Here is a 25,511-nt window from a genome sequence, read left to right as displayed (position 1 = left end):
AGCGTGTTGCGCCTGTTAAACACCCTGTGATGCCGGGCGTCCAGAGGAGCGCCGCGTCGCTTTCAGAGGTTGAACACCCGGTTCGGGTGCAGCTCGCCGCCCATATAGACCCCCACGCCGACCGGCTTGCCCTCATAGCTGGCCCAGGCGGTTTCGCCGGGCGCGGCGCGCGACGAGAGCACTTGACCCGGGTTGCCGTTCTTCAGCCGCACCGCGCCTTCGGCCGAAAGCGGCAGCTCTTGCAGCGCGAACAGGCCGATTTCCAGCGGCAGCAGGCGGGCTTCCAGCTCGGGCGTTTTGGCCAGCGCGTCCAGCTCTTCCAGCGTGATGCCTTCCGAGGCCTGAAACGGCCCCGACCATTCGCGCCGCAGCCAGGCGACATGGCCCAGACAGCCCAGCGCCGCGCCCAGATCGCGGGCGATCGAGCGCACATAGCCGCCCTTGCCGCAAACCATCTCGAACTCGGCGCAATCGGCATCGGGGCGGGCGGTCAGTACCAGCTTTTCCACCAGCAGCGGGCGGGCGGCCAGATCCATCGCCTCACCGGTGCGGGCGATGTCATAGGCGCGCTCGCCCTCGACCTTGACGGCGGAGTATTGTGGCGGGACTTGCTCGATCTGGCCCCGGAAGCCCTCAAGCGCGGCTTCGATCTGGTCATCGGAGGGGCGGGTGTCGCTGCGGGCGATCACCTGACCCTCGGCATCGTCGGTATCGGTTGCCGCGCCGAAATTGACGCGGAAGCGGTAGCACTTGGCGGCATCGGTGACATAAGGCACGGTCTTGGTCGCCTCGCCCAGTGCCACGGCCAGCACGCCGGTCGCCGCCGGATCGAGCGTACCCGCGTGCCCGGCTTTCTGCGCACCCAGCGCCCAGCGGACCTTGCCCACCACCGAGGTCGAGGTAATCCCCGCCGGTTTGTCCACCACCAGCCAGCCCGAAATCGCGCGACCCTTGCTTTTGCGTGCCATGCTTTACCCCTTGAGATCAGGCGCGCGGGCATAGCGGCTCACCCGCTGCACCGCAACCCCTGCGCTCAGCGCAGATCGTCGGCCAGAAAACAGGCGTCGGGATCGCCCAATGTGCAGGCACGCTCCAACACGGCCAGCGCGCGCGGGACATCGGGGGGAACGCCGCGCCCCTCGGCCAGAATATCGCCCAGCGTCACGCAGGCATAGGGATCGTTGCCGTCGCAGCCCAGCGCGAACAGGCGCACCGCTTCGGTGATGTCAGGCTGCACCCCAAGGCCCGAGCGATAGATTTCCCCCAGATAGCTGCAGCCCTGCGGCTCGCCCCCCTCGCAGGACTGGCCGTAAAGCGTGGCGGCGCGCGCTACGTCCATCTCGACCCCGTCGCCCAGTTCCAGCCGGAAGCCGTATTGCGAGCAGGCGAGCAGGTCGCCTGCGTCACAACCCGCCTCGAACAAGCCCGCGATGCGCGCCGAGATCGTCGCAAGATCGCCCAGCCCGTTCAGATCGGTCTGAAACGCCAGTTCGGTGCAGGCCTCGGCCCAGCCGCCGCTGCACAGGTCGCCCAGCAGGGCAATGCCGCCCGGCAGATCTTCGTCGCCGCCGCGCCCCTGAATCATCATCAGCGCCAACCCGGCGCAGCCGGGAGCGGCGTGGCGGTCAGGCCAGTCGGTGCAGGCGGTCTGGTAGTGCTCGCGGGCAGTGGTGTCCGCCTGCGGCAAGCCGGCCAGCCCGAATTCATAAAGCTGCCCAAGCACACCCGAGGCGAGCGCGGGCAGGGTCTGTATGGCCTCGGTCAACAGGGGCAACGCGCCGCTGTCCTGCGGATCGAGCGCAAGACGCGCGCGCGCCTCAAGGATGGCAAGGAAAGCGTCCCCGGGCGCAGCGCCGCGCGCCGCTTCACAGGCCGCAACCGCCTCCACCGGCGCGCGGACGGCATAGACGCCGACCGCCCCCTCGACGCGCGGGATCAGCGGATAGCCCGCCAGCCGGTCGCAGTCGGTTTGTTGTGCCTGCGCGGGCAGGGCGGTCAGCAGCGCGATAACGGCCCCGATCAGGCGCATAGGTTCCCTCGTCTTCCGCGTTCAGGAATGACGCTAACACTGCCTGCGGCAGGCCCCAAGCCCTCGATTCAGGCCTTGGGCCGCTGAGCGCGCATGAGCATGCCATAAAGGTCGCGCGGATCATCGGGATCGGCGATCACGTCCAGCATCTGCGATCCGGCATGGACCTGATCGTAAAGCCAGTTCAGCGCGGTGAAATCCTCGATCGCAAAGCCCACACCGTCGAAAAGGGTGATCTGTCCGGCATCGCGCCGACCCTCGACCGCGCCGGTGATCACCTGCCACAGCGCGGCGACAGGATAATCCGCGGGCATCTGCTGGATCTCGCCCTCGACCCGTGTTTGCGGCTCGAATTCCACAAAGGTCTGCGCGCGGTCCAGAAGGGCCGGGGCCAGCTCGGTCTTGCCGGGGCAGTCGCCGCCAATCGCGTTGATATGCACGCCTTCGCCGATCATGTTGTCATGCAGCACGGTGGCATTGCGCTTGTCGGCGGTGCAGGTGGTGATGATCTGCGCGCCCAGAGTGGCGGCTTCGGCGCTGGGGCACGGGACCACGGTCAGCCCGCTGCCCTCGAGGTTGCGCGCGCATTTCTCGGTCGCGGCGGGGTCCACGTCATAAAGCCGCACGGTGTCGATGCCGCAAACCGCCTTGAGCGCCAGCGCCTGAAACTCGGCCTGCGCGCCATTGCCGATCAGCGCCATCACCCGCGCCCCCTTGGGCGCCAGATGCCGCGCGGCCAAGGCCGAGGTCGCGGCGGTTCTGAGCGCGGTGAGCATTGTCATTTCGGCAAACATCAGCGGATAGCCGGTGGCGACTTGCGAGAGCACGCCAAAGGCGGTCACCGTCTGCAACCCGGCGCGGGTATTGGCGGGGTGGCCGTTGACGTATTTGAACGCATAGCGCGAGCCATCCGAGGTCGGCATCAGCTCGATCACCCCGATGTCGGAATGCGAGGCGACGCGGGCGGTCTTGTCGAAGGTTGCCCAGCGGCGAAAATCCGCCTCGATGCGGTCGGTGAGGTCACGCAGAGCGGCCTCCAGCCCGACACGGTGAATGATAGCCATCATATCCGCGACAGAAATGAACGGCACCAGAGCCTGCGCCGAGGGCTGGGGAAGATCGCGCATCACATCTGCCCCCTGAAGCTGCGGGTCGGGCGGTCAAAGACCTTCTTGCCCATCAGGCTGGCGACCAGATCCACCATCAGGTGTGCGGTGCGGCCGCGCTCGTCAAGGAACGGGTTCAACTCGACCAGATCCAGCGAGGTGACACGACGCGATTCGTGCAAGAGCTCCATCACCAGATGCGCCTCGCGGAAGGTTGCGCCCCCCGGAACGGTGGTGCCGACAGCGGGGGCAACCGACGGGTCGAGGAAGTCAACGTCCAGCGAAACATGCAACAAGCCGTCGGCAGCCTCGACCAGTTCAAGGAACTCGCGCAGCGGCGCGATCACGCCGCGCTCATCGAGCACGCGCATGTCGTTGATGGCGATCTCATGCTGCAGCAGGGCGGCGTGTTCGGCAGCATCGACGCTGCGGATGCCGAAAAGGCAGATGTTTTCCGGCGGGATCGGGGCGGGGAAGGGCGGGAATTCGGGGAAATCACGCCCGGCCAGATAGGCAACGGGGGTGCCGTGCAGATTGCCCGAGACGGTCGTTCCGGGCGTGTGGAAATCGCTGTGGGCGTCAAGCCAGAGCACAAACAGCGGCCTGCCCGCCGCCTTCGCCGCCGCGGCCATCCCGGCCACCGACCCCAGGGCCAGCGAGTGATCGCCGCCCAGAAAAATAGGCATCCCCTGCACGCAGGCCGCCTCGCCGACCTCGGCCAGTGCCCGGGTCCAACCCAGGGTTTCGGGCAGGTGGTGCACGGCAGGGTTGGCGCTGGTCGCCTCAACGGGGTTGCAGACGACATCGCCAAGATCGGTGACCCGGTGGCCCAGAGCCTGCAACGCCGCCGCCAGCCCGGCGGTGCGATAAGCGGCCGGGCCCATCAGGCAACCGGGGCGGTGCTGGCCAGAGTCGACGGGGGCACCGATGAGCAGGCAATGGGTCTGGGGCATGGGCAAGCCTTTCGGGGTTGTGTTGGACAGAGTGTAGCCCAAGCGCTCATACCTTCCACTTGACTGCATGACCGCTTCGGGCAGAGGATTGCGCATATTGGTCACCCCGAATGCGCAGAACGGAAAGCCCATGCTCGACGATACCGACCTTGCCCTGATCGCCGCGCTCAAACGCGACGGGCGTGCGGGGCTGTCCGATCTGGCCACCCGGCTGGGGCTGAGCCGCGCCACGGTGCGCAGCCGACTGGCCCGGCTGCAAGAAAGCGGCGAGTTGCAGGGCTTCACCGTCCTGACCCGCAATGATCTGGCCGACAGCCCGGTGCGCGCGCTGATGATGGTTGCGATCGAGGGGACCGGCACGGACCGTGCCGTGGGGCGCATGCTGACGATGCCCGCCGTTCGGGCCGTGCATTCCACATCGGGCCGCTGGGATGTGATCGTGGATCTGGCGACCGACAGTCTGGCGGCGCTGGACGAAACCCTGTCGCGCATTCGCCGCCTCGACAGCGTCAGCCAGTCGGAAACCCACCTGCTGATGTCCACCCGCCGCGCGCAGGGGGCGGGGCCAGGTCAACGGGGGGCAGGGGGGCTAGCCCCCTCTGCGCGCAAGCGCGCATTCACCCCCCAGGATATTTCCGGACAGATGATAAGGTTTCGTTAACCCTGTTTCATTTTCTGTCTGAAAATATCCACGGGAGGAGTCCAGAGGAGGGGGCGTGCCCCCTCCTCTGGCGAGGGGGCTCGGGGGGCGAGCAGCCCCCCCGATTACCCGCGCGACGCTTTCTCGGCGATGCCCGAGACGCCCTCGCGCCGGGCCAGTTCGTCTTCGATATCGTCCAGCGAAACGCCGCGGGCAGCGCACATGACCAGCAGGTGGAACAGCACATCCGCGGCCTCGGAGGTCAGCCGCGCCTTGTCGCCCCTGACCGCCTCGATCACCGCTTCGATGGCCTCTTCGCCGAATTTCTCGGCGCATTTTTCGGGGCCCTTGGCGAAGAGCTTGGCGGTCCAGCTGGTGTCCGGGTCCGCGCCCTTGCGGGCTTCAACGGTGGCGGCGAGACGGTGCAGAGCGCTCATGTCAGCCTCACGGGGATGCCGGCGGCGGCCATATGGGCCTTGGCCTGACCGATGGTATAGGTGCCGAAATGGAAGATCGACGCGGCCAGCACCGCCGAGGCATGGCCCTCGGTCACGCCCTCGACCAGATGGTCCAGCGTCCCCACGCCGCCCGAGGCGATGACGGGCACGTCCACCGCATCGGCAATCGCCCGCGTCAGGGGCAGGTTGAAGCCCGCCTTGGTGCCGTCGCGGTCCATCGAGGTCAGCAGGATCTCACCCGCACCCTTGGCGGCGACGGTGCGGGCGAATTCCACGGCGTCGATGCCGGTCGCCTTGCGCCCGCCATGGGTGAAGATCTCCCAGCGCCCCGGCGCGACCGTCTTGGCGTCAATCGCCACGACGATGCACTGCGAGCCAAACCGATCCGCCGCCTGGGCCACCACATCGGGATTGGCGACGGCGGCCGAGTTGAACGAGACCTTGTCCGCTCCCGCCAGCAGCAGCGCGCGCACGTCGTGATGCGTGCGTACCCCGCCGCCCACGGTCAGCGGCATGAAGCATTGCTCGGCCGTGCGCGTCACCAGATCGAACATCGTCCCGCGGTTTTCATGCGTGGCGTGGATGTCGAGAAAGCACAGCTCGTCCGCGCCCGCCGCGTCATAGGCCTTGGCGGCCTCGACCGGGTCGCCGGCGTCGATCAGGTTGACGAAGTTCACGCCCTTGACGACGCGCCCGTCGGCGACGTCAAGGCAGGGGATGATGCGGGTTTTCAGCATGAGCAGGCTCCTTGCCCTCTCCCTAGCGCCAGAGCGCCGGTTCGGAAAGGGGAAGCATCCTAATCGCGCGCCCGGCGGATCAGCGACACCAGCGCCAGCCAGATCCCCAGCGCCATCCCGGCCAGGGCGATGGGGGCGGTCAGGATCAAAAACCAGCCCGAGATGAACAGCGCATACAGGAACCGGCCCCAGTCCAGACCCAGAATCACGCAAGGCCGCGCGCCGTTCTGTGTCACTGTGCAGCCGCTCACACCGGCCAAGGCCCAGGCCAGCGCGATGCCGAACACCGGCAACAGGCCGAAAACGATCATCAATCCGGCAAGTACCCAACCGCGTTGCATCCGTTCTCCTGTCGCTTTTCCGCGCGGACTCTGCGCCTTGCAGCCGGTGAGCCCAACCAACGGTTGCGTGAGGCGCGATTTACAGGCGGCGGGGCGCGCAGTAGAACGCGGGGCATGCGTATTGCCTTTCTCCTTCCGCTCGCTCTTGCCGCCTGCACCGGGTCGCCCCGTGCCATGCCCGATCTTGGACCCGCGCCTGCACCCGCACCGCAGGACCGGATCGCTGCCGAATGCGCGCTGCTGGACCGCGCCGCGACGATGCTGGCCGCCAATGGCACGCCCGCGCATGACGGTCTGACCGAGGGCTGCCCCGGCGTCGCGGCACGCGACACCCGCCCGCTGCGCGGGCAACTTGAGTCGCTGCGTGCAGCCAATGCCGCCGCGCTGCCCCCGGCGATGCAGGCAGGCACCCGGGCCGAGGCGGTCTATCGCCGCATGATCACCCGCGGCGTGCCGGTGTCGCTGGCGCTTCACCTGACCTCGGACCCGTTGTTCGCCGCCGCCGCGCGCTAGGGTCGCACGCGCGCGATATCCGACCCGGGGGCTGGACACTGCCCCATGACCGCGCCACTTTGAGGCGAAACCGAGAAGGCACCCGACCATGGCTCAACCCACTGCTCCTGCCCCGTCGCATCTGATCTTCGTTGCCCTGCTTTTGCTGCTCTGGCACGGGGTGTTGGGGGCCGATTACGTCATCGAGCGGTTCGCGCTGGGCGAGCCGGGCTGGCCCGCGCTGATGTCGGCCCTGCCGCTGGACGCGCTGTGGATGCGGGTCGTCTGGGCGCTGGGCGTCTGGCTGGGCGTCGCGGCGGCGCTTTTTCTGGCGCTGAAAGACGATGCCTCGGTCCTTTTGTTCTTTGCCGCCGCGGCGGCCAATGTGGCACTGGCCGTCGGTCTGATCCTGAACGCACCGCCGGTCCTGCTGCTGCCGTTGCCCTTGCCCGCCCTGTTGGGCCTGCTGGTCGTGGTGCCGCTGATGGGCTGGCTTTATGCCCGCACGCTGAACCGTGCGGGTGTGCTGCACTAATCTCTACGTCCTTGAAAGGATTTCCGCGATGATCCGCCGCAATCTGGCCGAAGCCATCGGCAATACCCCCCTGATCCGGCTGCGCAAAGCCAGCGAAGAGACGGGCTGCGAGATTCTCGGCAAGGCCGAGTTCCTGAATCCCGGCCAGTCGGTCAAGGACCGCGCCGCGCTGTATATCATCCGTGACGCCATCGCGCGCGGCGACCTGAAGCCGGGTGGCACGATTGTCGAGGGCACGGCAGGCAACACCGGCATCGGGCTGGCGCTGGTAGGCTCGTCCATGGGCTTCAAATCGGTGATCGTGATCCCCGAGACGCAAAGTCAGGAAAAGAAGGACATGCTGCGTCTGGCAGGGGCCGAGCTGGTCGAGGTTCCGGCAGCGCCCTACAAGGACATCAACAACTACATCCGCTATTCCAGCCGTCTGGCCGAGGAACTGGCGAAAACCGAACCCAACGGGGCGATCTGGGCCAATCAGTTCGACAACGTGGCGAACCGTCAGGCGCATATCGAAACCACCGGGCCCGAGATCTGGTCGCAGACCGGCGGCAAGGTCGACGGTTTCACCTGCGCCGTCGGCTCGGGCGGGACGCTGGCCGGGGTCGGCATGGCCTTGCAGCCGCGCGGCGTGAAAGTGGCGCTGGCGGACCCTGAGGGTGCCGGTCTGCTCAAGCTCTACACCGGGCAGGAAAACCCCGGCAATTCGATCACCGAGGGCATCGGACAGGGCCGGATCACCGCCAACCTCGAAGGGTTCACGCCGGACATGGCGTGGCGCATTTCCGATGCCGAGGCGGTGCAGGTGGTGTTCGACCTGCTCGAACACGAGGGGCTGTGCCTTGGCGGCTCGTCGGGCGTCAACGTGGCGGGTGCGATCCGCATGGCCAAAGAGATGGGGCCGGGCCACACCATCGTGACCATTCTGTGCGACTATGGCACCCGGTATCAGTCCAAGCTGTATAATCCGGCCTTCCTGCGCGCCAAAAACCTGCCGGTTCCGGGCTGGCTGGACCGCGATGCGCGCGCGCTGCCGGACATGCGTGCGCAGTGATCGGTCCCGCCATGCGTCCTTTCCTCAAGGTTCGTTGGCCGCTGGCGGCACTGATCGCGGTGCTGCTGGCGTTCAGCCTTGCCGCACCGCTCACCGCGCAAAGCTCTGACCCCACGGCTGCCGCCACCACTCAGGCGGCACCGACCGAAATCAATTACGACGCCTGGAATGTGCTGGCGTCGCTGGCCGAACAGACGCTCGAGGATAGCGGCGCGGCGGAAGAGGTGCTGAACACGATCCGCGCCGAAGTCGTCACCATGCGCACGCAATTCATCGATGCGCAGACCGCGATGCAGGGCCGGATCGACGCGCTGCGCGAACAGATTGCCGCGCTTGGCCCGGTGCCCGAAGAGGGCCAGACCGAGTCGCAGGAGGTGGCAGACCGCCGCAACGAGCTGAACGCGCTGCTGGCCGAACGCGAAGCGCCGATGCGCGCGGCGGATGAGGCCTTGACCCGCGCCGAGCGCATCATCCGCGACATCGACCGCGAGCTGCGCCTGCGTCAGGCCAACGCGCTGATGACGCTGGGACCGACACCGTTGAACCCGTCCACCTGGCTGGACGCGGCGGACGCGGTGATCAATTCGGTGCTGACGCTCAAGGGCGAGGCGATGAACGCCTGGCAGGACCCGGCGCACCGCGATGAGATGATCAGCGATTTGCCCCTGACGCTGGGCACGCTGGCGCTGGCCGCGCTGTTGCTGTTTCGCGGGCGGCACTGGATGGAAACGCTCACCATGCGGCTGCTGCAAAGCACCACGCTGCTGCGGGGGCGGGCGGTTGCCGCGTTCTTCCTGTCGCTGTCGCAGCTGATCGTGCCCTTCCTGGGGCTGTTGCTGCTGTCGACGGCGATCAAGCTGTCGCGGATGACCGGCCCGACGATCCTTGAGATTTCGGACGCGCTGGTGCCTGCGGGCATGGCGATCTTCTTCACCCGCTGGCTGTCGCTGCACATCTTCCCCATCGTCGATGACCCGCGCCTGTCGCTGAACCTGAACGCCATTGACCGCCGCCGCGCGCGCGGGCTGGCGCTGGTGTTCGGCTTCCTGTCGGCCGTCGAGACCCTGTTCACCCCGTTCATCGCGCCGCAATGGCAGCCGGACACGGCGATGTCGGCGCTGAATTTCCCGCTGGTGGTGCTCTGCGCGCTGACCATGCTGCGCTTCTCGCGCCTGCTGCGCCGCCACGAGCCGCGCCGGATCATCGAAGACGGGGTCGAGGTCGACACCGCGCCCTATTTCGACCGCATGCTGACGCTGGGCAGCCGGGTGCTGATGTTCTTTGGCATCGCCGCCCCCTTGCTGGGCGCTGCGGGCTATATGGCCGCCGCGCTGCAACTGACCTATCCGGCGATCAAGTCGCTGGCGCTGATTGCGCTGGTCATGGTGCTGCACCGGCTGATCACCGCGATCTACATCACCATCGTCGGCGATGACGAACGCTCGGCGCAGGGGCTGGTTCCGGCGCTGGCCGGGCTCTTGCTGTCGATGCTGGCGCTGGCGCCGCTGGCGCTGATCTGGGGCGCGCGTCAGACCGATCTGGTCGAGATCTGGACCCGCTTCAGCGAGGGCGTCAGCCTTGGCGGGGCGCGCATTTCTCCGGCCAGCGTGTTCTGGTTCTTCATCGTCTTTGCCATCGGCTTTCTGGTCACCCGCGCGCTGCAAGGCGCGCTGGGCACCTCGGTGCTGCCCAAGACCTCGATGGAAAAGGGCGCGCAAAAGGCGATCATCTCGGGCGTCGGCTATATCGGCATCACGGCGGCGGCGCTGGCGGCCTTCTCGGTCGCCGGGATCGACCTGTCCGGCCTTGCCATCGTCGCCGGGGCGCTGTCGGTCGGTGTCGGTTTTGGCCTGCAGGCTATCGTGTCGAACTTTGTGTCCGGCATCATCCTGTTGATCGAGCGCCCGGTGTCCGAGGGCGACTGGATCGAGGTTGGCCCGACGCAGGGCACCGTGCAGCGGATCTCGGTCCGCTCGACCACGATCGAGACCTTCGACCGATCCAAGGTCATCGTGCCGAACGCGGATCTGATCTCGGGCGCGGTGACAAACTATACCAAATCGTCCAAGACCGGGCGCGTGGTGATGACGGTCGGCGTGGCTTACGGCACCGATACCCGCAAGGTCGAACGCATCCTGCGCGAGATCATCGAGGCCGAACCGCTGGTTGTGCTCGACCCCGCGCCGGGCATTGATTTTCTGGGCTTCGGGGCCGATGCGCTCGATTTCCGCATCCGGGCGATCCTGCGGGATGTGACCTACAAGGTCGTTGTCGCGTCCGAGGTGAACCACAAGATCGCCGCGCGCTTCATCGAGGAAGGCATCGAGATCCCTTATGCGCAGCGCGACATCTGGCTGCGCAACCCCGAGGCGCTGACGCAGCTGTCGCCGGCAGCGAAGACGCCGGTCGAGCCTGAAGACCGTCCGACCCGAGAATTCCAGCCTGAGCCACGCATGGACCGCGACACCGCCGATTCCGCCGCGATCAGCACGGACGAGAGTGACGACATACCCCCCGAGGACGCCCGATGACCGACACCGCCGCCCTGTTCCGCGATGACGCCTATGCCCGCAGCTGCCGCACTACCGTCAGCCGCGTCGCCGAGGACGGCGCGCTGGTGGTGGCTCAGTCGGTCTTCTATCCGACCGGCGGCGGGCAGCCGGGCGACAGCGGGCGGCTGATCTGGGACGGCGGCGACATCGCCATCACCACCACCCGCAAGGAAGGCGCAACCGGCGTCGCGCTGGTGCCTGAAGCGGGCGCGGAGACACCGCCAGCGGGCACGGCGGTCGAGATGGTGCTCGACTGGGAACCCCGCTACCAGCACATGCGCATTCACACGGCGCTGCACCTGCTGTCCGTGGTGATCCCGCTACCGGTGACCGGCGGCTCCATCGGACCGGGCAAAGGGCGGCTCGATTTCGACATGCCTGAAACGCCTGAGGACAAACAGGCGCTGGAAGATCAGCTCAACGCCCTGATCGCGCGCGATCTGGTGGTCAGCGACAGCTGGATCACCGATGCCGAGCTCGACGCCAATCCGGGGCTGGTGAAAACCATGTCCGTGCGCCCGCCGATGGGGCAGGGCCGCGTCCGGCTGGTGCGGATCGGCACGGCGGATGAACAGATCGACCTGCAACCCTGCGGCGGCACCCATGTCCGCACCACCGCCGAGATCGGCCGTGTCGTGCTGGGCAAGGTCGAGAAGAAGGGCAAGCAGAACCGCCGGGTGACGCTGACCCTCGCCTGACAGGCGGGCGGCGTAGGGCCTCAGATGTCGCGAAAGATGTTGCCGTCATCCTCGAAGATGATCTGCTCATGCTCGACCGTGCCCTGCCCGATATCGCGCGTCTCGACCCGGCCATCGCCATAGCCGATCACCACCGCGTCGCAGATGTCGATGAACAGGCCATTCTCGACCACGCCGGGCACCTGATTGAGCGCCAGCGACAGCTGCCGGGCGTTGCCGATCCGGCCCAGGGCAAGGTCGAGGATATGGTTCCCCTCATCGGTCACGAACGGTCGCGCGCCGTTCATCCGCAGCGTCGCGCTGGTGCCCATGACGTCCATGGCGTTGAGCAGTTCCTCGATCAGCATGCGGCTTGCCTGCCAGCCGAAGGGGATCACCTCGACCGGCAGCGGGAAGTTGCCCAGCGTCTTCACCTCTTTCGACGCATCGGTGATCACCACCATCCTGTCGCTGGCGGTGGCGACGATCTTTTCCATCAACAGCGCCCCGCCGCCGCCCTTGATCAGCGTGAGATCCGCGTCGAATTCGTCGGTGCCGTCGATGGTCAGGTCCAGCCAGCCCGCCTCGTCCAGCGAGACGATCTTCAGCCCCAGCTCGCGCCCCAGATCGGCGGTGCGCGCCGAGGTCGGCACGCAGCTCAGCCGCAGCCCTTCCTCGCGCACCCGCTCGGCCAGCGCGCGCACCATCCACGCGGCGGTCGAGCCGGTGCCGAGGCCCAGCTTCATGCCGTCCTCGACCAGATCGACGGCGCGGCGGGCAGCGGCATATTTCGCGCGGTCGATGGGGGTCAGCTGAATGGCCATGACGGGGCTCCTGAGCGGCTTGGAGCCGTTATAGCACGGGGTTTGAGGGTTCAAAGGGGGCAGGGGGATTTTCGGCGGGGCCCCGGTGTCCCCCGATGGGACATTTTTCGATTGACGGAAATTCAAGGGGTTAGCAAGGTCGATTCAGACTGCTTTAACGAGTACCCCCGGTTGGAGGCGACCCCATGATCCGCAGCTGGAGCGACATCGAAGCGCTGGACCCGCCCCTGACGGCGCCGGAACGGCGGTTGATCGAGGCGTGTAAGGCGGGGGAGATGTGTATGCTGGGCGACGGCACGCGTCCCGAGCGGCCAGACCCCGCCCGCACGATCCGGGCCGACCTGCTGCGCTACCTGATCCTCGGCGGCTGCGATGAGTGCCGGCTACTCGAATGGGGCGTGCAGCTGGCGGGGGCGTGGATTAGCGGAGAGCTGGATCTGTCCTTTGCCACGGCCAAGGGGCCGACCGGGTTGTTATTTTGTAGGTTCCAGCGGCCGGTGCAAGCGCTGCATACCGCGTTCGATTTTCTGAATCTCATTGGCTGCGCGCTACCGGGCTTAAACGCACAAGGTGTGAGCGTGACGGGCAGCGTATTCCTGAGCGGTGGGTTCGAGGCCAAAGGCGAGGTCAGCTTGGCGGGGGCCGTGATCGGCGGGCAATTGGACTGCACCGCCGGCACGTTTTGCAACCCTAAGGGCAAGGCCATCAACGCCTACAGTGCACGGGTGACCGGTGCAGTGTTCATGTGCGCCAAGTTCGAGGCGGAAGGCGAAGTAAACCTACTGGGAGCCGCTATCTGCGGGGAACTGAATTGCATCGGCGGTACGTTTCGCAACCCTAAGGGCGATGCACTGAACGCTGACGGCGCGCAGGTACTGGGCACGGTGTTTCTGTGCGGCGCCTTCAGGGTTGAGGGCGAGATCAGTTTGTCGGGCACCGTGATTAGCGGGCAACTGGATTGCACCGGCGGTACGTTTCGTAACCCTAAAGGTATTGCCCTGAACGGGCAGCGGATGACCGTGATTGCGGGATTCTTTTGGCGCGGGGCGATGGTCGAAGCGGGCCAAGTCGTTTTGGCCTCGGCGCGGGTTGGAGATCTGATCGACGATCTAGATAGTTGGCCTGTGGGAGAAAACCGGGTGATCCTCGACGGGTTTACTTATGATCGCATTTCGGCCTCTTTCACCGATGCCAAGACACGCCTCGCTTGGCTGGCGCGCGGGACGCTTTGGAAGGGGAGTTTTACCCCCAACCCTACACCCAACTAGCCAAAGTCCTGCGCGAGATGGGGGATGAGCGGGCTGCACGGGATGTGTTGGAAGAGCGGGCACGTCTTATCGCCGTGCACGTTCGGAAGCGTGTTGCCGCTCAGGGGGGTGACCCGTCGTGGATCGAGGCAACAAACGTACTACGCTGGAGCGCGGACTTCTTTCTCCGCCGCGTCGTCGGGTATGGCTATAAACCCTTCCGAAGTCTTTGGTGGTTGCTCGGCCTGTGGCTGCTTGCTGCGTATCTCGCGGCGAACGCGTGGTGGGGCGGCTCGATGGTTCCGAACTCGGCGGTGATCCTGAACTCTGCCGAATGGCGCGCGGTGGAGGATGAAACCTTGGCCGCGCACCTCTGGTCGGACATTGGACAACCCGGACAGGACTGGGAAACCTTCAGCGCCATCGCCTGGGGTTTCGACGTGGTCGTGCCGATTATTGACGTAGGACAGACTTCGGCATGGGCACCGTCCCCGGCGCGGGGGGCTCGGGCCACTTGGCGTGGTGGGGGCGGTGGGTCTTGTCGGTGTTGGGTTGGGTCGTGGCAGCTTTGGCGGCTGCGGCGTTCACCGGCATCATCCGGCGGGAGGGGGAGTGAGGCTCTCCGGCCTCAGCGGCATCAAAGACGCTGGGCACGCCTAAAGTGGCAGGACCGGCGCGGCAGGAAGACCGGTTCAGGCCGTCAACACCCGACGGCCCGGCAAGCGGCGCTTACGCCGCGCGCTTCCATGTCACGGGGGTGATGTTGACGATGTGATCGTCGACACTGACCATCACCTCGCCCTCGTGAATATTGATCTGCAGCTTCATCGCGCGGCTTGCGAGTTTTGCCAGTGCGCGGGTGTCGGTCTCGGAAAAGCTGACCACCTGTAGGTTGTCAAACCGGGTGGTGCTGGTCTTGATCTTGTCCCACCACATCTCGGCGGTCCGGCCGCCATAGGGATAGACGAAGACCTTGTCGGCCTTGGCGCAGGACTGGCGCATCACCTTCTCGCTGGGCAGCCCCAGCGCGACCCAGACATCCAGCGCGCCGGACAGGCTTTTCTGCCAGATGTCGGGCTCGTCATCGGTGGACAGGCCCTTGGTCATTTCCAGATGCTCATGGGCATTCAGCGCGAAGGCGACAAGGCGCACCATCAGCCGCTCGTCCGTTTCGGAGGGGTGTTTGGCGACGGTGAGTTTATGCGTCTCGTAATAGTGGCGATCCATGTCCGAGACGGAGAGTTCAACTTTGTAGATGGTGGCGTTCTGCGCCATGATATGCCCCAGATCCTCAAGGATGGGGATGACTAGCCGGTCTGCGGACCGTTGGAAAGCGGATACGCGGCGCCGGGGCAAGAGGGTCAAGGCCCGGCGCCTCTGCGCTCAGCTGGCCTGCGCCAGCGCGACCGCGTCGGGACCGGCGGGGAAGCGCAGTTGCGGCGAGGTGTCGTTGGCGGCGCGCCAGACGGCCTCGGCCACGTCGGTTTCGCGGGTGGTCAGGCCGGGATTGGCGAAGGCGGCGAAGATCGGCGCGGCGAAATCGGCATAGGCCTGCGGGATCAGGTCGGCGACGTTGATACCGGCGTTCTGCGAAAAGCGGGTGGTCGGCGCATAGCCCGGCTCGACCAGTTTGACGCGCAGCCCAAAGGCAGCCAGTTCATGCGAGAGCGAGCCGGTGAAGCCCTCGATCGCCTGTTTGCTGGCGGTATAGGCGGCGGCCAGCGGCATCGGGGCCAGTGTGACGCTGGAGGTGACGTTGACGATGACGCCCGCGCGGCGCGCGCGCATCTGCGGGATAACCGCCTGCACCATGGCCATGGTGCCCAGCGTGTTGGTCTCGAACACCGTGCGGACATGCGCCATGGGCGTGGCCTCGAACGCGCCGACGACGCCGATGCCGGCGTTGTTGACCAGCGCGTCGAGGGGGCCTGCGGCGGCGATGGCGGCGGCGATGCTGTCGGCGTCGGTGACATCGAGCGCCAGCAGGCGCAGGCGGTCCGAGGCGGGCAGCAGGCCGTCGCGCGGGCTGCGCATGGTGGCGATGACGGTCCAGCCCTGCGCGTGGAAGTGGCGGGCGGTTTCAAGGCCGTAGCCGGACGAGCAGCCGGTGATGAGGACGGTTTTCATGTCGGTCTCCTGTGTTTGACGTTGACGAGACCGTTCTAGCGGGCAAAATCAGGACGATCTTCAATCAGAACTCCTGAATTTGTTTGCGAGGGTCCGAAATGGCCGATCCCTTGGGTCAGATCATCACGCTGATGCGCCCGCGCGCCGTCTTCTCGAAAGGGATCACCGGCGCCGGTTCTTGGGCGGTGCGCTATGCGGCCTTCGGCCACCCCGGCTTTTGCGCGATGACGCTGGGGACCTGTCGGCTGGCGGTTGAGGGTGAGGCGCCGGTGGTGCTGGCAGAGGGTGACTTCGTGCTGTTGCCCGCCACGCCTGCCTTCAGCCTGTCCAGCCTCGACGCCGCCCCCCTGCGCCGGGTCGATCCGGCGCAGACCCCGCTCGCGGGTGCCGTGGTGCGCCATGGGCGGCAGGAGGGGCCGCCCGACGTCAGCCAGTTCGGCGGGTATTTCACCTTTGAATCGCCCGATGCCGCGTTGCTGGTCGCGCTGCTGCCGCGGGTGATCCACCTTCAGGGCGTCCCGCGGCTGGCGCAACTGGTGCGGCTGGTCGGTGATGAGGCGGCGCGCGGCGATGTGGGGGGCGATCTGATTCTGGCGCGGCTGATCGAGATCCTGCTGATCGAGGCGCTGCGCGCGGTGCCGCGCAAGGCGGCACAGGCGGGCTTGCTGAGCGGGCTGGCCGATGCCCGGGTGGCCAGCGCGCTGCGGCTGATGCACGGCGACGTCGAGCGCGCGTGGACGGTGAGCGCGCTTGCCCGCGCGGTCGGCATGTCGCGCTCGGCGTTTTTTGAACGCTTCTCGCGGACGGTGGGGGTCACGCCGATGGCGTATCTGCTGACCTGGCGCATGGCGGTGGCCAAGTCGCTGTTGCGCGGCGGCAGGCTGACGCTGGACGAGGTGGCGGGCCGGATCGGCTATGGCTCGGCCAGCACCTTCAGCACCGCGTTCAGCCGTCATGTCGGCGTGCCGCCGGGGCGGTTCATGCGCATGGCGGCCGAGGCGGTGACCGGGTAACCACCGTGGCAGCCCCTCGCCGAGCGGCGCGTGCCGCGGGTTGCGGTGATCGCGGCGGGCTGGCTAAGCTCGGCTGCGCGCCCCTGTCAGGCGCGAAAGAGCACGGCATGGCGATGATCACCGACGTTGAGGATTTCTTCACCAAGGGCTGCGGGCGCTGCGCGCGTTTCGACACGCCCGAGTGTTCGGTGCAGTTGTGGCGGGGCGGGCTGACTGCCTTGCGTCGGATCTGTCTGGACGCCGGGCTGCAGGAGGTGGTGAAATGGGCGCATCCGACCTATATGCATGCCGGGCGCAACATCGCGCTCTTTGGCGCGTTCCGGGGTGATTTCCGCCTGAGTTTCCTCAATCCGGGGCTGCTGAACGACACCGAGGGGGTGCTGGAACCCGCCGGGCCGAACAGCCAGACGCCTGGGGTAATGCGCTTCACCGACGCCGGTCAGGTTGCGCAGAGCGAGCCGGTAATCCGCGCCTATCTGCGCCAACTGAGGGACCACGCCGAGGCGGGCACCAAGCCGCCCAAGGTGACGCGCGAGATCGACATGCCAGACGAGCTGACCGAGGCGCTGGACGCCGATCCCGCGCTGGCCGAAGCGTTTGCGGCGCTGACACCGGGACGGCAGAAAAGCTATGCCTTCGCGCTCAATCAGGCCAAGCAAGCCGCCACCCGCCGCGCCCGGATCGAGAAGTTCCGCCCCCATATCCTTGCCGGCAAGGGCGCGACCGAGCGCTGACATTCCCCCCGGAGACCCTCATGCTCACCCTCCACTACGCTCCCGATAACGCCTCGCTGATCGTGCGGCTTGCGCTGCTGGAACTGGGCGTGCCCTTTGCCACCACGCTGGTCGACCGCCGCGCGCGTCAGCACAAGAGCGCGGCCTACAGGGCGCTCAACCCGGCGGGGCTGATCCCGGTGCTGGAAACGCCCGAGGGGCCGGTCAGCGAGACGGCAGCGGTGCTGTTGTGGCTGGTGGACCGGTATGGCGCGCTGGGGCCGCATGTCGGGGAGGCGGGGCGCGGCGCGTTCCTGAAATGGCTGTTCTTCACCTCGAACACCCTGCATGCCGATCTGCGCATGGTGTTCTACCCCGGCCAATACGCGCCCGGCGCCGAGGCCGCACTGCATGCCGGTATCACCGCGCGCTTGCAGCAGCATTACGCGCTGCTCGACGCGCTGTGCGGGACGGTGCCGTGGTTCGGCGGCGCTGAGCCCTCGGTGCTCGACCTCTACGCAGCCGCCACGCTGCGCTGGGCCACGCTTTATGCGCCGGGTGGGGCGTGGTTCAGCCTTGCCGACTGCCCCAATTTGCGCGCCATGGTCGCCCGACTGGAAACCCGCGCCTCGGTCGCCACGGCCAGCAGCGCTGAGGGCCTCGGCCCGCACCCCTTCACCGATCCGCAGCCCTGCCGCCCGCCCGAAGGCAGCGCCACCTAGCTTAACAAATTCTTAACGCCCCCCTCATCTGTCCGTAAATATCCTCGGGGGGCTTCGGCCCTTGGCCGAAGCGGGGGGCAGAAGGCCCCCTCCGACATCCCCCACGCGGCGCAAACAGCAACCCGAGGGTCGCTGCTGGCTGTCCCCGCTCCTGCCCCTCGGATAGGCTGGCCAAAACCGAACCCCGGAGCCCCGCGCATGTTTCTCTCCGTCTTTGATATCTTCAAGATCGGCGTCGGCCCGTCCTCGTCGCACACGATGGGGCCGATGGTGGCGGCGGGGCGGTTTCTGGACCGGCTGCGCGCCTCGCCCTTCACCGCGCATGGGTTGCGCGCGTCCTTGCATGGCTCGCTGGCCTTCACCGGCGTCGGCCACGGCACCGACCGCGCGGTGATCCTGGGGCTGGCCGGGTTCCTGCCCGAAAGCTTCGATGCCGAGCGCGGCGAGCTGACGCTGGCCGCGATCCACGCCAGCCATCAGGTTACCCCCGATCTGCCCGCGCTGCGCTTCGATCCCAAGGCCGATCTCATTTTCGACTATGCCAACCCGCTCACCGGCCACGCCAATGGCATGGTGCTGATGGCCACCGACGCGCAGGGTGATGTCATCTTGCGCGAGGTTTATTATTCCATCGGCGGTGGTTTCGTGGTGACCGAGGCCGAGCTGCGCGCGGGCAGCGCTGCCACCTCGGGTCCGCCCGTCCGCTACCCGTTCGAGAGCGCAGAGGCGATGCTGGCGATGGCCCGCGACTCAGGCCTCGACATCGCCACGATGAAGCGCGCCAATGAACTCAGCCGCCGCGATCCCGCCGCGCTGTCGGCCGGGATCGCCCGGATCTGGGCGGTGATGAACGCCTGTATCGAGCGCGGGCTTGAAGGCGAGGGCATCCTGCCCGGCGGTCTCAAGGTCCGTCGCCGTGCCAAGGGCATCCATGAGCAACTCATGGCCGAGCGCGGCCTGAACCTGACCGCGCCGCATGTGATCAACGACTGGATGTCGCTCTATGCGATGGCGGTGAACGAGGAAAACGCGGCGGGCGGGCAGGTGGTCACCGCGCCGACCAATGGCGCGGCGGGGGTGATCCCGGCGGTGATCCGCTACTGGCAGGACCATGTGCCGGGCGCGCGCCAGGACAAGATCGAGGATTTTCTGCTGACGGCGGCTGCGATTGGCGGATTGATCAAGCATAACGCCAGTATTTCGGGCGCGGAATGCGGCTGTCAGGCCGAGGTCGGCTCGGCCGCCGCAATGGCCGCGGCGGGCCTGTGCGCCGTACTGGGCGGCAGCCCCGAGCAGGTCGAGAACGCCGCCGAGATCGCGCTGGAGCATCACCTCGGCATGACCTGCGATCCGGTCAAGGGGCTGGTGCAGGTGCCCTGCATCGAACGCAACGGGCTGGGCGCGATCAAGGCGATCAGCGCCGCCTCGCTGGCGCTGCGCGGCGACGGTCAGCACTTCATGCCGCTGGACAATTGCATCGAGGCGATGCGCCAGACTGGGGCTGACATGAGCGAGAAATACAAGGAAACCGCGCTGGGCGGGCTGGCGGTCAACGTGCCGAACTGCTGACCGGCGGTCGCTGACAGGCGCGCGGGGCGCCCGGTCTTGTGACTTGATCGCCTGATCGAAGCGCCGCAGACTGCGCCAACGTCGCTGAATCGCGGTGTGACGGCGGTGCGGGCATTGCTGGCCCCCTCCTGCCATCGCCGCCGCGCGGAGGGCCTGTGCATGCTGCGAACTGTGGGATTTCTGCTGCTGATGGCGTTGGCGACCCCGGCATGGGCGCAGGACGGCGCGCTGCCCGATGATCCGGGCGCGGTGTTGCGCCGCGCGGGGGCGAGCGATGCCGAAGCGGCGCAACTCGTCATCGTCAGCCGTGCCCTGTACGACATGTTCACCACCGCGGCGCAGGGCGCCGGGGCGGCGCCGAATCCCTTGGGGCCGGTCTTTGAAGTGCTGTACAATTCGCCTGACCTGACCAGCGACATCGCATTGACGCGGATTTCCAAACTGATCGAAGGGCAGGAAGTCCTCTTGACTGGAACGCATCTGATGGCGGACCAATTGGCTATTCACGCCCGGATTGCGCAGCTCAGGGAGCTGGCGGGGCGGCTCGAAATGGTGCGAAACCGCATGGCGCTGCCGGTGCCCGAGCTGGACCGCCCGCCAATGCCAATGCCAATGCCGATGCCAGCGCCGGTGCCGATGCCAGAGCCCGACCCGGCCGTGCCGCCCGAGGCCGCTGGCCTCGACCCCGCGGCACAATGCCTGCGCCGCTGCGATGCGCAGCAAAACGAGATTGCTACCCTGACGCAAGATTATTTTCGGGCGAATCGCGACCACGCCAGCAGCGTCGAGGCCTACGTCTATGCGCGCAGTTGGTACGACACGCTTCTGTCGAGCCGCAGCGCGCTGGAACTGCAAATCCGCGCAGCCGAGTCGCAAATCCAGACGTTGACCCGAGAGATCGGCGAGACCCCGTGGCAATCAGAGCGGCTGCGTCTGGCGCGCGATGTCGGCGATCTGAACGGGCTGCGCGATGCGCTGCAATCGCGGCTAGCGTCGCCCGATCTGGATCCGGTGATCACGCGGCGCGCGCTCGATGCCGCCGAACAGGCGCTGGCCAGCCAGACGGCGGCCTATAACGATGCCGCCGCCAGACTGCGCGCCGCCGAGCGCGCGGCGCAGGAGTGCCGCAGCGCGTGCGACACGCCGTAGCGCCGCGCCGAGCGCCGTGCCGTGCCGCGATGCGCCGCAACCGGAACGAGAGTGTCGCAAACGCGTTGGACGGCCCCCCGGCAATGCGGGTAAGGCGTCATCCATGACCGCAGCAGCCCAGACCCCGACCCTTGACCGTGTGCCGCTGGCGATTGGCATGATGCTGGCGTTTTGCGCCATCGCGCCGCTGATCGACGTCGCCGCCAAATATGCCGCGCAATCGGTGAGCGTGACGCAGGTGACGTTTTTCCGCATGGTGGTGCAGGCCGCCGTGATGCTGCCCGTCGTGCTGGTGCTGGGCCAGTCCCTGCGGATCGGCGCGCGCGCGGCGCTCTGGCTGTCGGCGCGGGCCCTGATGCTGATCGGCTCGACCTATGCCTTTGTCGGGGCGGTCAAGGCGATGCCGCTGGCCGACGCGCTGGCGATCGTGTTCGTCGAGCCGTTTATCCTGCTGGCGCTGGGGGCGCTGTTGTTCGGCGATCAGGTCGGGCCCCGGCGGATCGGTGCGGCGGTGGTCGGGTTTCTGGGCGCGCTGCTGGTGATCCAGCCGAATTTCGCGGCCTTCGGCGCGGTTGCGTTCTACCCGCTGGCGACGGCCGTGTTCTTTGCCTTCTACATGCTGCTGACCCGCCGCGTTTCGCGCTTCGTGGCGCCGGTGGCGATGCAGTTCCACACGGCGTGGATCGGTGTGGTCTGGATGCTGCCCGCGCTGGCGCTGGGCTATGCCTTGGACTGGGAGCTCATGGCGCTGACCAACCCCGCGCCGCTGGTCTGGGGCCAACTGGTCTGCGTCGGGCTGGCCGCGAGCGTGTCGCATATGGCGATCACCGTGGCGCTGCGGTTTGCGCCCTCGGCCACGCTGGCCCCGCTGCACTATCTCGAGATCGTCACCTCGGTGCTGTTTGGGTGGTATTTCTTTGGCGATCTGCCCAATCCGCTCAGCTGGGCCGGGATCGCGGTGATCGTGGCCTCGGGCCTTTACATCATTGCGCGCGAGCGGGCGCTGGCCAGAGTGGCGCGTCTGCCCATCCATCTGTAAGCGCGCCCAGTTGATCGAGCGGCAGCATCAGCAACATCCGGGGCCCGGCCGGGCGCAGGGTCACAGGCCCGCCCCGGGCTGCGTTCGAGGTGCCGATGCGGCCCAGCGGGTCAAACAGGTGGTGGTCCGTGGCCCAGCTCAGCCCGGTCGAGGCGCAGCGCACAGGCGCGAGCGGATAAAGCGACACGCGGCACTCGGCGGGCAGGGTCAGCGTCAGTGCGGGCGGGCAGATCAGGCAGAGGTCTTCGCCCGTGTCCATCACCAGCCGACGGTGCGGGTTCTGCGCCATGGTGCTGATCGCCGCCAGCGTGTGATCCATCCGGCCGCCGCTGAACCCCACGGCAACCAGCAGCGGGGCCTCGACCGCGGCCAGCACCTTGTCGAAATCGGTGGTTTCCTGATCGGGGTTGTGGTGCAGCCGCGCGGGGCCCAGTGCCGCGCGCGCGCTCTGTGAGATGGAATCGAAATCGCCGACCGCCAGATCCGGCGTGTACCCGAATCCCAGCGCCGCATCGGCGCCCCCGTCGGCTGCCACCAGATGCGGCGCGATGTTCAGCGCACGGGCCAACGCATCGCGCGAGGGCACGCCGCCCCCCACAAGTGTGATCCCTTGAGATTTTGCAAAGCGCGCCACCATATGGTGTTCTTGTCAATTGAGGCGTCGGAAGGCAAGCTTGGCCACAATCCGATCAAGAAATAACCTTGTGCGCTCCACACTGGCGCACCGTGACGCAGGCACATTCGAGCTCGAGTATGACAAGGGACGTAAGCGTATGGTCGGTCCGAGCAAAATCCTGACGGTGTCTTACGGCACCTTCTCTTGCACGTTGGAAGGCTTTGACGAGCCGTTCAGCACGATGAAGGCGATTGCCGAGTATTTCCGCGACCTCGCTGCCGAGGATCGCTATTTCGGGGCTGAACCGCCGACGCCGGATGCCGAGATGCTGCACCGGATTGCCGAGCGTGAGATCAAGCGCCGGGTTGACGCCAAGATCGAAGAGAATGGCGTTGTTCTGCGTCCGCAGATCGAGGCTGACGCGGTACCGGGCGACCGTCGCCCCAGCCGGTTCCGGGCCGAAGCTGCGGTCAATCCGGTCAGCGCGGCGGCAGCGGCAGTGCAGGCGGCGGCCCAGCCTGACGCCCAGCCTGACGCGGCAGCGGCTGCCCCGCTTGAGGACGGGACGACCACGGGCATCTCGGCCAAGCTGCAACGCATCCGCGCTGCCGTGGCGCAGGTCCGCGCCTTTGAGGCGGCCGAGGATGACGACAGCGCGCCGGGCTATCCCGACGAGACCGCGATCGACGGTGCGCCGATGTTTGATCCGGCCGAGACCGAATCGCTGGTGGCCGACACCGTCGCGGCGGACGAAGCCGCCGAGCTTGCACAGGCTGAGGCGGAGCGTGTGGCGGCTGAGGAGGCTGCGCGGACTGAGGCGGAGCGTGTGGCGGCTGAGGAGGCTGCGCGGGCCGAGGCGGAGCGTGTGGCGGCTGAGGAGGATGCGCGGGCTGAGGCGGAGCGTGTGGCGGCTGAGGAGGCTGCGCGGGCTGAGGCGGAGCGTCTGGCGGCTGAGGAGGCTGCGCGGGCTGAGGCGGAGCGTCTGGCGGCTGAGGAGGCTGCGCGAGCTGAGGCGGAGCGTCTGGCAGCGGAAGAGGCCGCGCGGGAAGAGGCAGACCGTCTGGCCGAGGAAGAATTTGCCCGTCAGGAAACGGAGCGTCTGGCGGCTGAGGAAGAGGCTCGGCTGGAAGCGGAGCGTCTGGCCGCGGAAGAAGCCGAGCGTCTGGACGCCGAGCAGCGGGCTGCGCAGGAAGCGGCGCGGGCTGAGCAGGTGCGTCTCGCGGCTGACGAGGCCGAGCGTGCCGAGGCGGCCCGTATGGACGCCGAACGGATCGCGGCAGAGGAAGCGGCGCGGGCAGAGGATGAGCGTCTGGCCGTCGAGGCTGCCGCGCGTGAAGATCTGGCCCGCGAAGAGGCCGAGCATGAGGCGGCACAAGCGGCCGAGCGTCAGGCCGCGATTGACGCCGAGCGGGCTGAAGCCGAGCGTCTCGCCGCTGAGGCTGAGGCTGAGGCTGAGGCTGAGGCTGAGGCTGAGGCTGAGGCTGAGGCTGAGGCTGAGGCTGAGGCTGAGGCTGAGGTTGAGGACGACAGCGATGCCGTCACCGCCCGGCTGGCCGCCGAACGCGAGCAGCTGGAAAGCGAAATCCGTGCCGAGATCGCGCAGCGTGATGCGCGTGCCGGTGGTGCGGCGGTGCCCCGGCAGGGGCGTCGCGTGGTCGTGGTGCGCCCGAATGCCGGCGCGATGACCCCGCCGCCTGCGCCGGTCGAGCCGGCAGCGGCCTCGCAGGCGCAGGGCGCGTCGGACAATGTGCGCGCGACGATGGCGGCCTTTGCCGCCGATGGCTTTGCCGATGAAGACGCGCTGGCCGAGGCTCCGGTTGCGGCGGCGGCTCCTGAGCTTGCCGATGACACCGCCCCTGAGGCGGCGACCGCAGCACAGACGCACGACGACGAGGACGTCCCGCTCGACGACGCCGCGCTGCAGGCGCGCATCGCGCAGACGCTGGGGGAAACCGGGCTGAGCGCCGAGGAAGAGGCGGCTCTGGTTGCCGATCTGGCGGCGGTCGAGCGCGAAGTGCAGACTTCGCGTCGCCCCGACGGGCAGCGCCGCTCGATTCTGGGTGGCGAGGCCGATGCCTCGGTCGACCGGCTGATCATTCAGGCCGACAGCGAGCTGTCCGGGGCCGAAGCGCAGCGCCGCCTGTCGACGCTGTCGCATCTGAAGGCCGCCGTGGTGGCGACCCGCGCCGATGAGGAAGCCGGTGCGCCGCGCAATCCCGAGGACGAGGAGCGCGCCGAAATCGCCCGCTACCGCGCCGATCTGGAGCGCAGCGTGCGCGTTCCGGCCGCCGAGGGTGTCGAAGAAGGCATGCCGCGCCGTCCGTCCCGCTCGCAGACCCACCGCACCGAGCGCCCGCGTTCGGCGCAGCCGCCGTTGGTGCTGGTGTCCGAGCAGCGCATCGACCGGCCCAAGGAAACCGAGATCGTGCATCCGCGCCGCATCAACACCGGCGCGCTGGCCATGGAAGAGCTGTTTGACGAGGATGCGCCCGTTGCCGTCGTGCCGCGCGGCAAGGCCTTTGGCGATTTCGTCGGCCCGATGCATCTGACTACCCTGGCCGAGCTGACCGAGGCCGCTGCGGCCTATGTCACGCATGTCGAGGCGCTGGAGGAATTTACCCGCCCGCAGGTCATGCGGCATGTGGTGTCGACCGGCCAGCCGATGACCCGCTCGCGTGAGAACCTGCTGCGGACCTTCGGCATGCTGATGCGTCAGGGCACCATGCAACGCTCGCGTCGCGGCCAGTTCGAACTGGCGCCGGGGTCGGAATTCGCCGAGCAGGCGAAGCGGTTCGCGGAACGGTGAGGGGTTGGACGGGACAATTAAAAAGGGCGCCGCGATTGCGGCGCCTTTTTTTGTGGAGGGTTGGGTCAGGTGGGTGCGGGTGTTGAACGGTTGGTTGGGGCTCTCGGAGGTCAGC

At 67.5% G+C, this 25,511-nt stretch carries 25 protein-coding genes; 14 read left to right on the top strand and 11 right to left on the bottom strand.

Annotated elements, in window-relative coordinates:
- Positions 1-62: 62 nt before the first annotated feature.
- The 4 genes from truB to rocF form a co-directional block, all read right to left on the bottom strand.
- Positions 63-968 carry a tRNA pseudouridine(55) synthase TruB gene (gene truB, locus OKW52_RS19755; RefSeq protein WP_264507223.1) on the bottom strand — a complete coding sequence of 302 codons (906 nt, stop codon included), beginning with the start codon at positions 966-968 and terminating at the stop codon, positions 63-65.
- A 65-nt stretch (positions 969-1,033) separates the two neighbouring features.
- Positions 1,034-2,029 carry a tetratricopeptide repeat protein gene (locus OKW52_RS19750; protein ID WP_264507222.1) on the bottom strand — a complete coding sequence of 332 codons (996 nt, stop codon included), beginning with the start codon at positions 2,027-2,029 and terminating at the stop codon, positions 1,034-1,036.
- A 68-nt stretch (positions 2,030-2,097) separates the two neighbouring features.
- Positions 2,098-3,156 carry an ornithine cyclodeaminase gene (locus OKW52_RS19745; protein WP_264507221.1) on the bottom strand — a complete coding sequence of 353 codons (1,059 nt, stop codon included), beginning with the start codon at positions 3,154-3,156 and terminating at the stop codon, positions 2,098-2,100.
- Complete coding sequence (gene rocF, locus OKW52_RS19740) at positions 3,156-4,088, bottom strand: arginase (RefSeq protein ID WP_264507220.1); 933 nt, start codon at positions 4,086-4,088, stop codon at positions 3,156-3,158. The genes OKW52_RS19745 and rocF overlap by 1 nt, the downstream gene beginning before the upstream one ends.
- Positions 4,089-4,218: 130 nt before the next feature.
- Between rocF and OKW52_RS19735 the strand changes: the two genes are divergently transcribed.
- The gene (locus tag OKW52_RS19735) at positions 4,219-4,749 is read left to right on the top strand and encodes an Lrp/AsnC family transcriptional regulator (protein ID WP_319800487.1); all 531 of its coding nucleotides are present in this window, start codon (positions 4,219-4,221) and stop codon (positions 4,747-4,749) included.
- A 104-nt stretch (positions 4,750-4,853) separates the two neighbouring features.
- Here the strand turns inward: OKW52_RS19735 and OKW52_RS19730 are convergent, their stop codons facing one another.
- The 3 genes from OKW52_RS19730 to OKW52_RS19720 are packed head-to-tail and all read right to left on the bottom strand — an operon-like array spanning position 4,854 to position 6,264.
- Positions 4,854-5,165 (bottom strand): phosphoribosyl-ATP diphosphatase, encoded by a 312-nt coding sequence (locus tag OKW52_RS19730; protein ID WP_264507219.1) that lies wholly within the window; start codon positions 5,163-5,165, stop codon positions 4,854-4,856.
- Entirely contained in the window at positions 5,162-5,923 is a 762-nt protein-coding gene (gene hisF, locus OKW52_RS19725) for an imidazole glycerol phosphate synthase subunit HisF (RefSeq protein WP_264507218.1), read from the bottom strand. Before hisF ends, OKW52_RS19730 begins: the two co-directional genes overlap by 4 nt.
- Positions 5,924-5,982: 59 nt before the next feature.
- Positions 5,983-6,264, bottom strand: a complete 282-nt coding sequence (locus OKW52_RS19720) for a hypothetical protein (RefSeq protein ID WP_264507217.1) — start codon at positions 6,262-6,264, stop codon at positions 5,983-5,985.
- A 114-nt stretch (positions 6,265-6,378) separates the two neighbouring features.
- Here OKW52_RS19720 and OKW52_RS19715 point away from each other — a divergent pair, with 114 nt between their 5' ends.
- The 5 genes from OKW52_RS19715 to OKW52_RS19695 all read left to right on the top strand — a co-directional run bounded on the left by OKW52_RS19715 (position 6,379) and on the right by OKW52_RS19695 (position 11,592).
- Positions 6,379-6,777: a hypothetical protein gene (locus tag OKW52_RS19715; RefSeq protein ID WP_264507216.1), complete on the top strand. Its 399-nt coding sequence runs from the start codon at positions 6,379-6,381 to the stop codon at positions 6,775-6,777.
- Between the two features lie 88 nt (positions 6,778-6,865).
- Positions 6,866-7,291 carry a hypothetical protein gene (locus OKW52_RS19710; protein WP_264507215.1) on the top strand — a complete coding sequence of 142 codons (426 nt, stop codon included), beginning with the start codon at positions 6,866-6,868 and terminating at the stop codon, positions 7,289-7,291.
- 28 nt (positions 7,292-7,319) lie between these two features.
- A complete protein-coding gene (locus OKW52_RS19705) occupies positions 7,320-8,342 on the top strand; it encodes a cysteine synthase A (protein ID WP_264507214.1) in 1,023 nt (340 codons plus the stop codon).
- An 11-nt stretch (positions 8,343-8,353) separates the two neighbouring features.
- Positions 8,354-10,873 carry a DUF3772 domain-containing protein gene (locus tag OKW52_RS19700; protein ID WP_264507213.1) on the top strand — a complete coding sequence of 840 codons (2,520 nt, stop codon included), beginning with the start codon at positions 8,354-8,356 and terminating at the stop codon, positions 10,871-10,873.
- Positions 10,870-11,592: an alanyl-tRNA editing protein gene (locus tag OKW52_RS19695; protein WP_264507212.1), complete on the top strand. Its 723-nt coding sequence runs from the start codon at positions 10,870-10,872 to the stop codon at positions 11,590-11,592. The genes OKW52_RS19700 and OKW52_RS19695 overlap by 4 nt, the downstream gene beginning before the upstream one ends.
- A 20-nt stretch (positions 11,593-11,612) precedes the next feature.
- On the opposite strand, the gene rpiA is transcribed toward OKW52_RS19695, so the two are convergent.
- Entirely contained in the window at positions 11,613-12,395 is a 783-nt protein-coding gene (gene rpiA, locus OKW52_RS19690; RefSeq protein WP_264507211.1) for a ribose-5-phosphate isomerase RpiA, read from the bottom strand.
- A gap of 185 nt (positions 12,396-12,580) precedes the next feature.
- On the opposite strand from rpiA, the gene OKW52_RS19685 reads away from it, so the two are divergent.
- Positions 12,581-13,663: a hypothetical protein gene (locus tag OKW52_RS19685; protein ID WP_264507210.1), complete on the top strand. Its 1,083-nt coding sequence runs from the start codon at positions 12,581-12,583 to the stop codon at positions 13,661-13,663.
- A 708-nt stretch (positions 13,664-14,371) separates the two neighbouring features.
- Here OKW52_RS19685 and OKW52_RS19680 read toward each other — a convergent pair.
- Together OKW52_RS19680 and OKW52_RS19675 are read right to left on the bottom strand one after the other, a co-directional pair.
- Positions 14,372-14,917, bottom strand: a complete 546-nt coding sequence (locus tag OKW52_RS19680) for a YaeQ family protein (RefSeq protein WP_264507209.1) — start codon at positions 14,915-14,917, stop codon at positions 14,372-14,374.
- 108 nt (positions 14,918-15,025) lie between these two features.
- Complete coding sequence (locus tag OKW52_RS19675) at positions 15,026-15,769, bottom strand: SDR family oxidoreductase (protein ID WP_264507208.1); 744 nt, start codon at positions 15,767-15,769, stop codon at positions 15,026-15,028.
- A gap of 98 nt (positions 15,770-15,867) precedes the next feature.
- Here OKW52_RS19675 and OKW52_RS19670 point away from each other — a divergent pair, with 98 nt between their 5' ends.
- The 6 genes from OKW52_RS19670 to OKW52_RS19645 all read left to right on the top strand — a co-directional run bounded on the left by OKW52_RS19670 (position 15,868) and on the right by OKW52_RS19645 (position 21,974).
- A complete protein-coding gene (locus OKW52_RS19670; protein WP_264507207.1) occupies positions 15,868-16,782 on the top strand; it encodes an AraC family transcriptional regulator in 915 nt (304 codons plus the stop codon).
- A 107-nt stretch (positions 16,783-16,889) separates the two neighbouring features.
- A complete protein-coding gene (locus OKW52_RS19665) occupies positions 16,890-17,516 on the top strand; it encodes a YdeI/OmpD-associated family protein (protein WP_264507206.1) in 627 nt (208 codons plus the stop codon).
- Positions 17,517-17,536: 20 nt separating this feature from the next.
- Positions 17,537-18,217, top strand: a complete 681-nt coding sequence (locus OKW52_RS19660; protein ID WP_264507205.1) for a glutathione S-transferase family protein — start codon at positions 17,537-17,539, stop codon at positions 18,215-18,217.
- Positions 18,218-18,415: 198 nt separating this feature from the next.
- A complete protein-coding gene (locus OKW52_RS19655) occupies positions 18,416-19,786 on the top strand; it encodes an L-serine ammonia-lyase (RefSeq protein WP_264507204.1) in 1,371 nt (456 codons plus the stop codon).
- Between the two features lie 159 nt (positions 19,787-19,945).
- Entirely contained in the window at positions 19,946-20,935 is a 990-nt protein-coding gene (locus tag OKW52_RS19650; RefSeq protein WP_264507203.1) for a hypothetical protein, read from the top strand.
- 103 nt (positions 20,936-21,038) lie between these two features.
- A complete protein-coding gene (locus tag OKW52_RS19645; protein ID WP_264507202.1) occupies positions 21,039-21,974 on the top strand; it encodes a DMT family transporter in 936 nt (311 codons plus the stop codon).
- Here the strand turns inward: OKW52_RS19645 and OKW52_RS19640 are convergent.
- Positions 21,919-22,611, bottom strand: a complete 693-nt coding sequence (locus OKW52_RS19640; RefSeq protein ID WP_264507201.1) for a thiamine diphosphokinase — start codon at positions 22,609-22,611, stop codon at positions 21,919-21,921. The two genes, OKW52_RS19645 and OKW52_RS19640, sit on opposite strands and share 56 nt — an antisense overlap.
- A 136-nt stretch (positions 22,612-22,747) precedes the next feature.
- On the opposite strand from OKW52_RS19640, the gene OKW52_RS19635 reads away from it, so the two are divergent.
- Complete coding sequence (locus OKW52_RS19635) at positions 22,748-25,396, top strand: hypothetical protein (protein WP_264507200.1); 2,649 nt, start codon at positions 22,748-22,750, stop codon at positions 25,394-25,396.
- Positions 25,397-25,511: the final 115 nt, after the last annotated feature.

Origin of the sequence: Pararhodobacter zhoushanensis, assembly GCF_025949695.1 — a bacterium.
Classification (GTDB): domain Bacteria; phylum Pseudomonadota; class Alphaproteobacteria; order Rhodobacterales; family Rhodobacteraceae; genus Pararhodobacter; species Pararhodobacter zhoushanensis_A.
The sequence above is the reverse complement of the archived record's forward strand: the minus strand, read 5'-3'. Positions and strand labels throughout refer to the sequence as shown.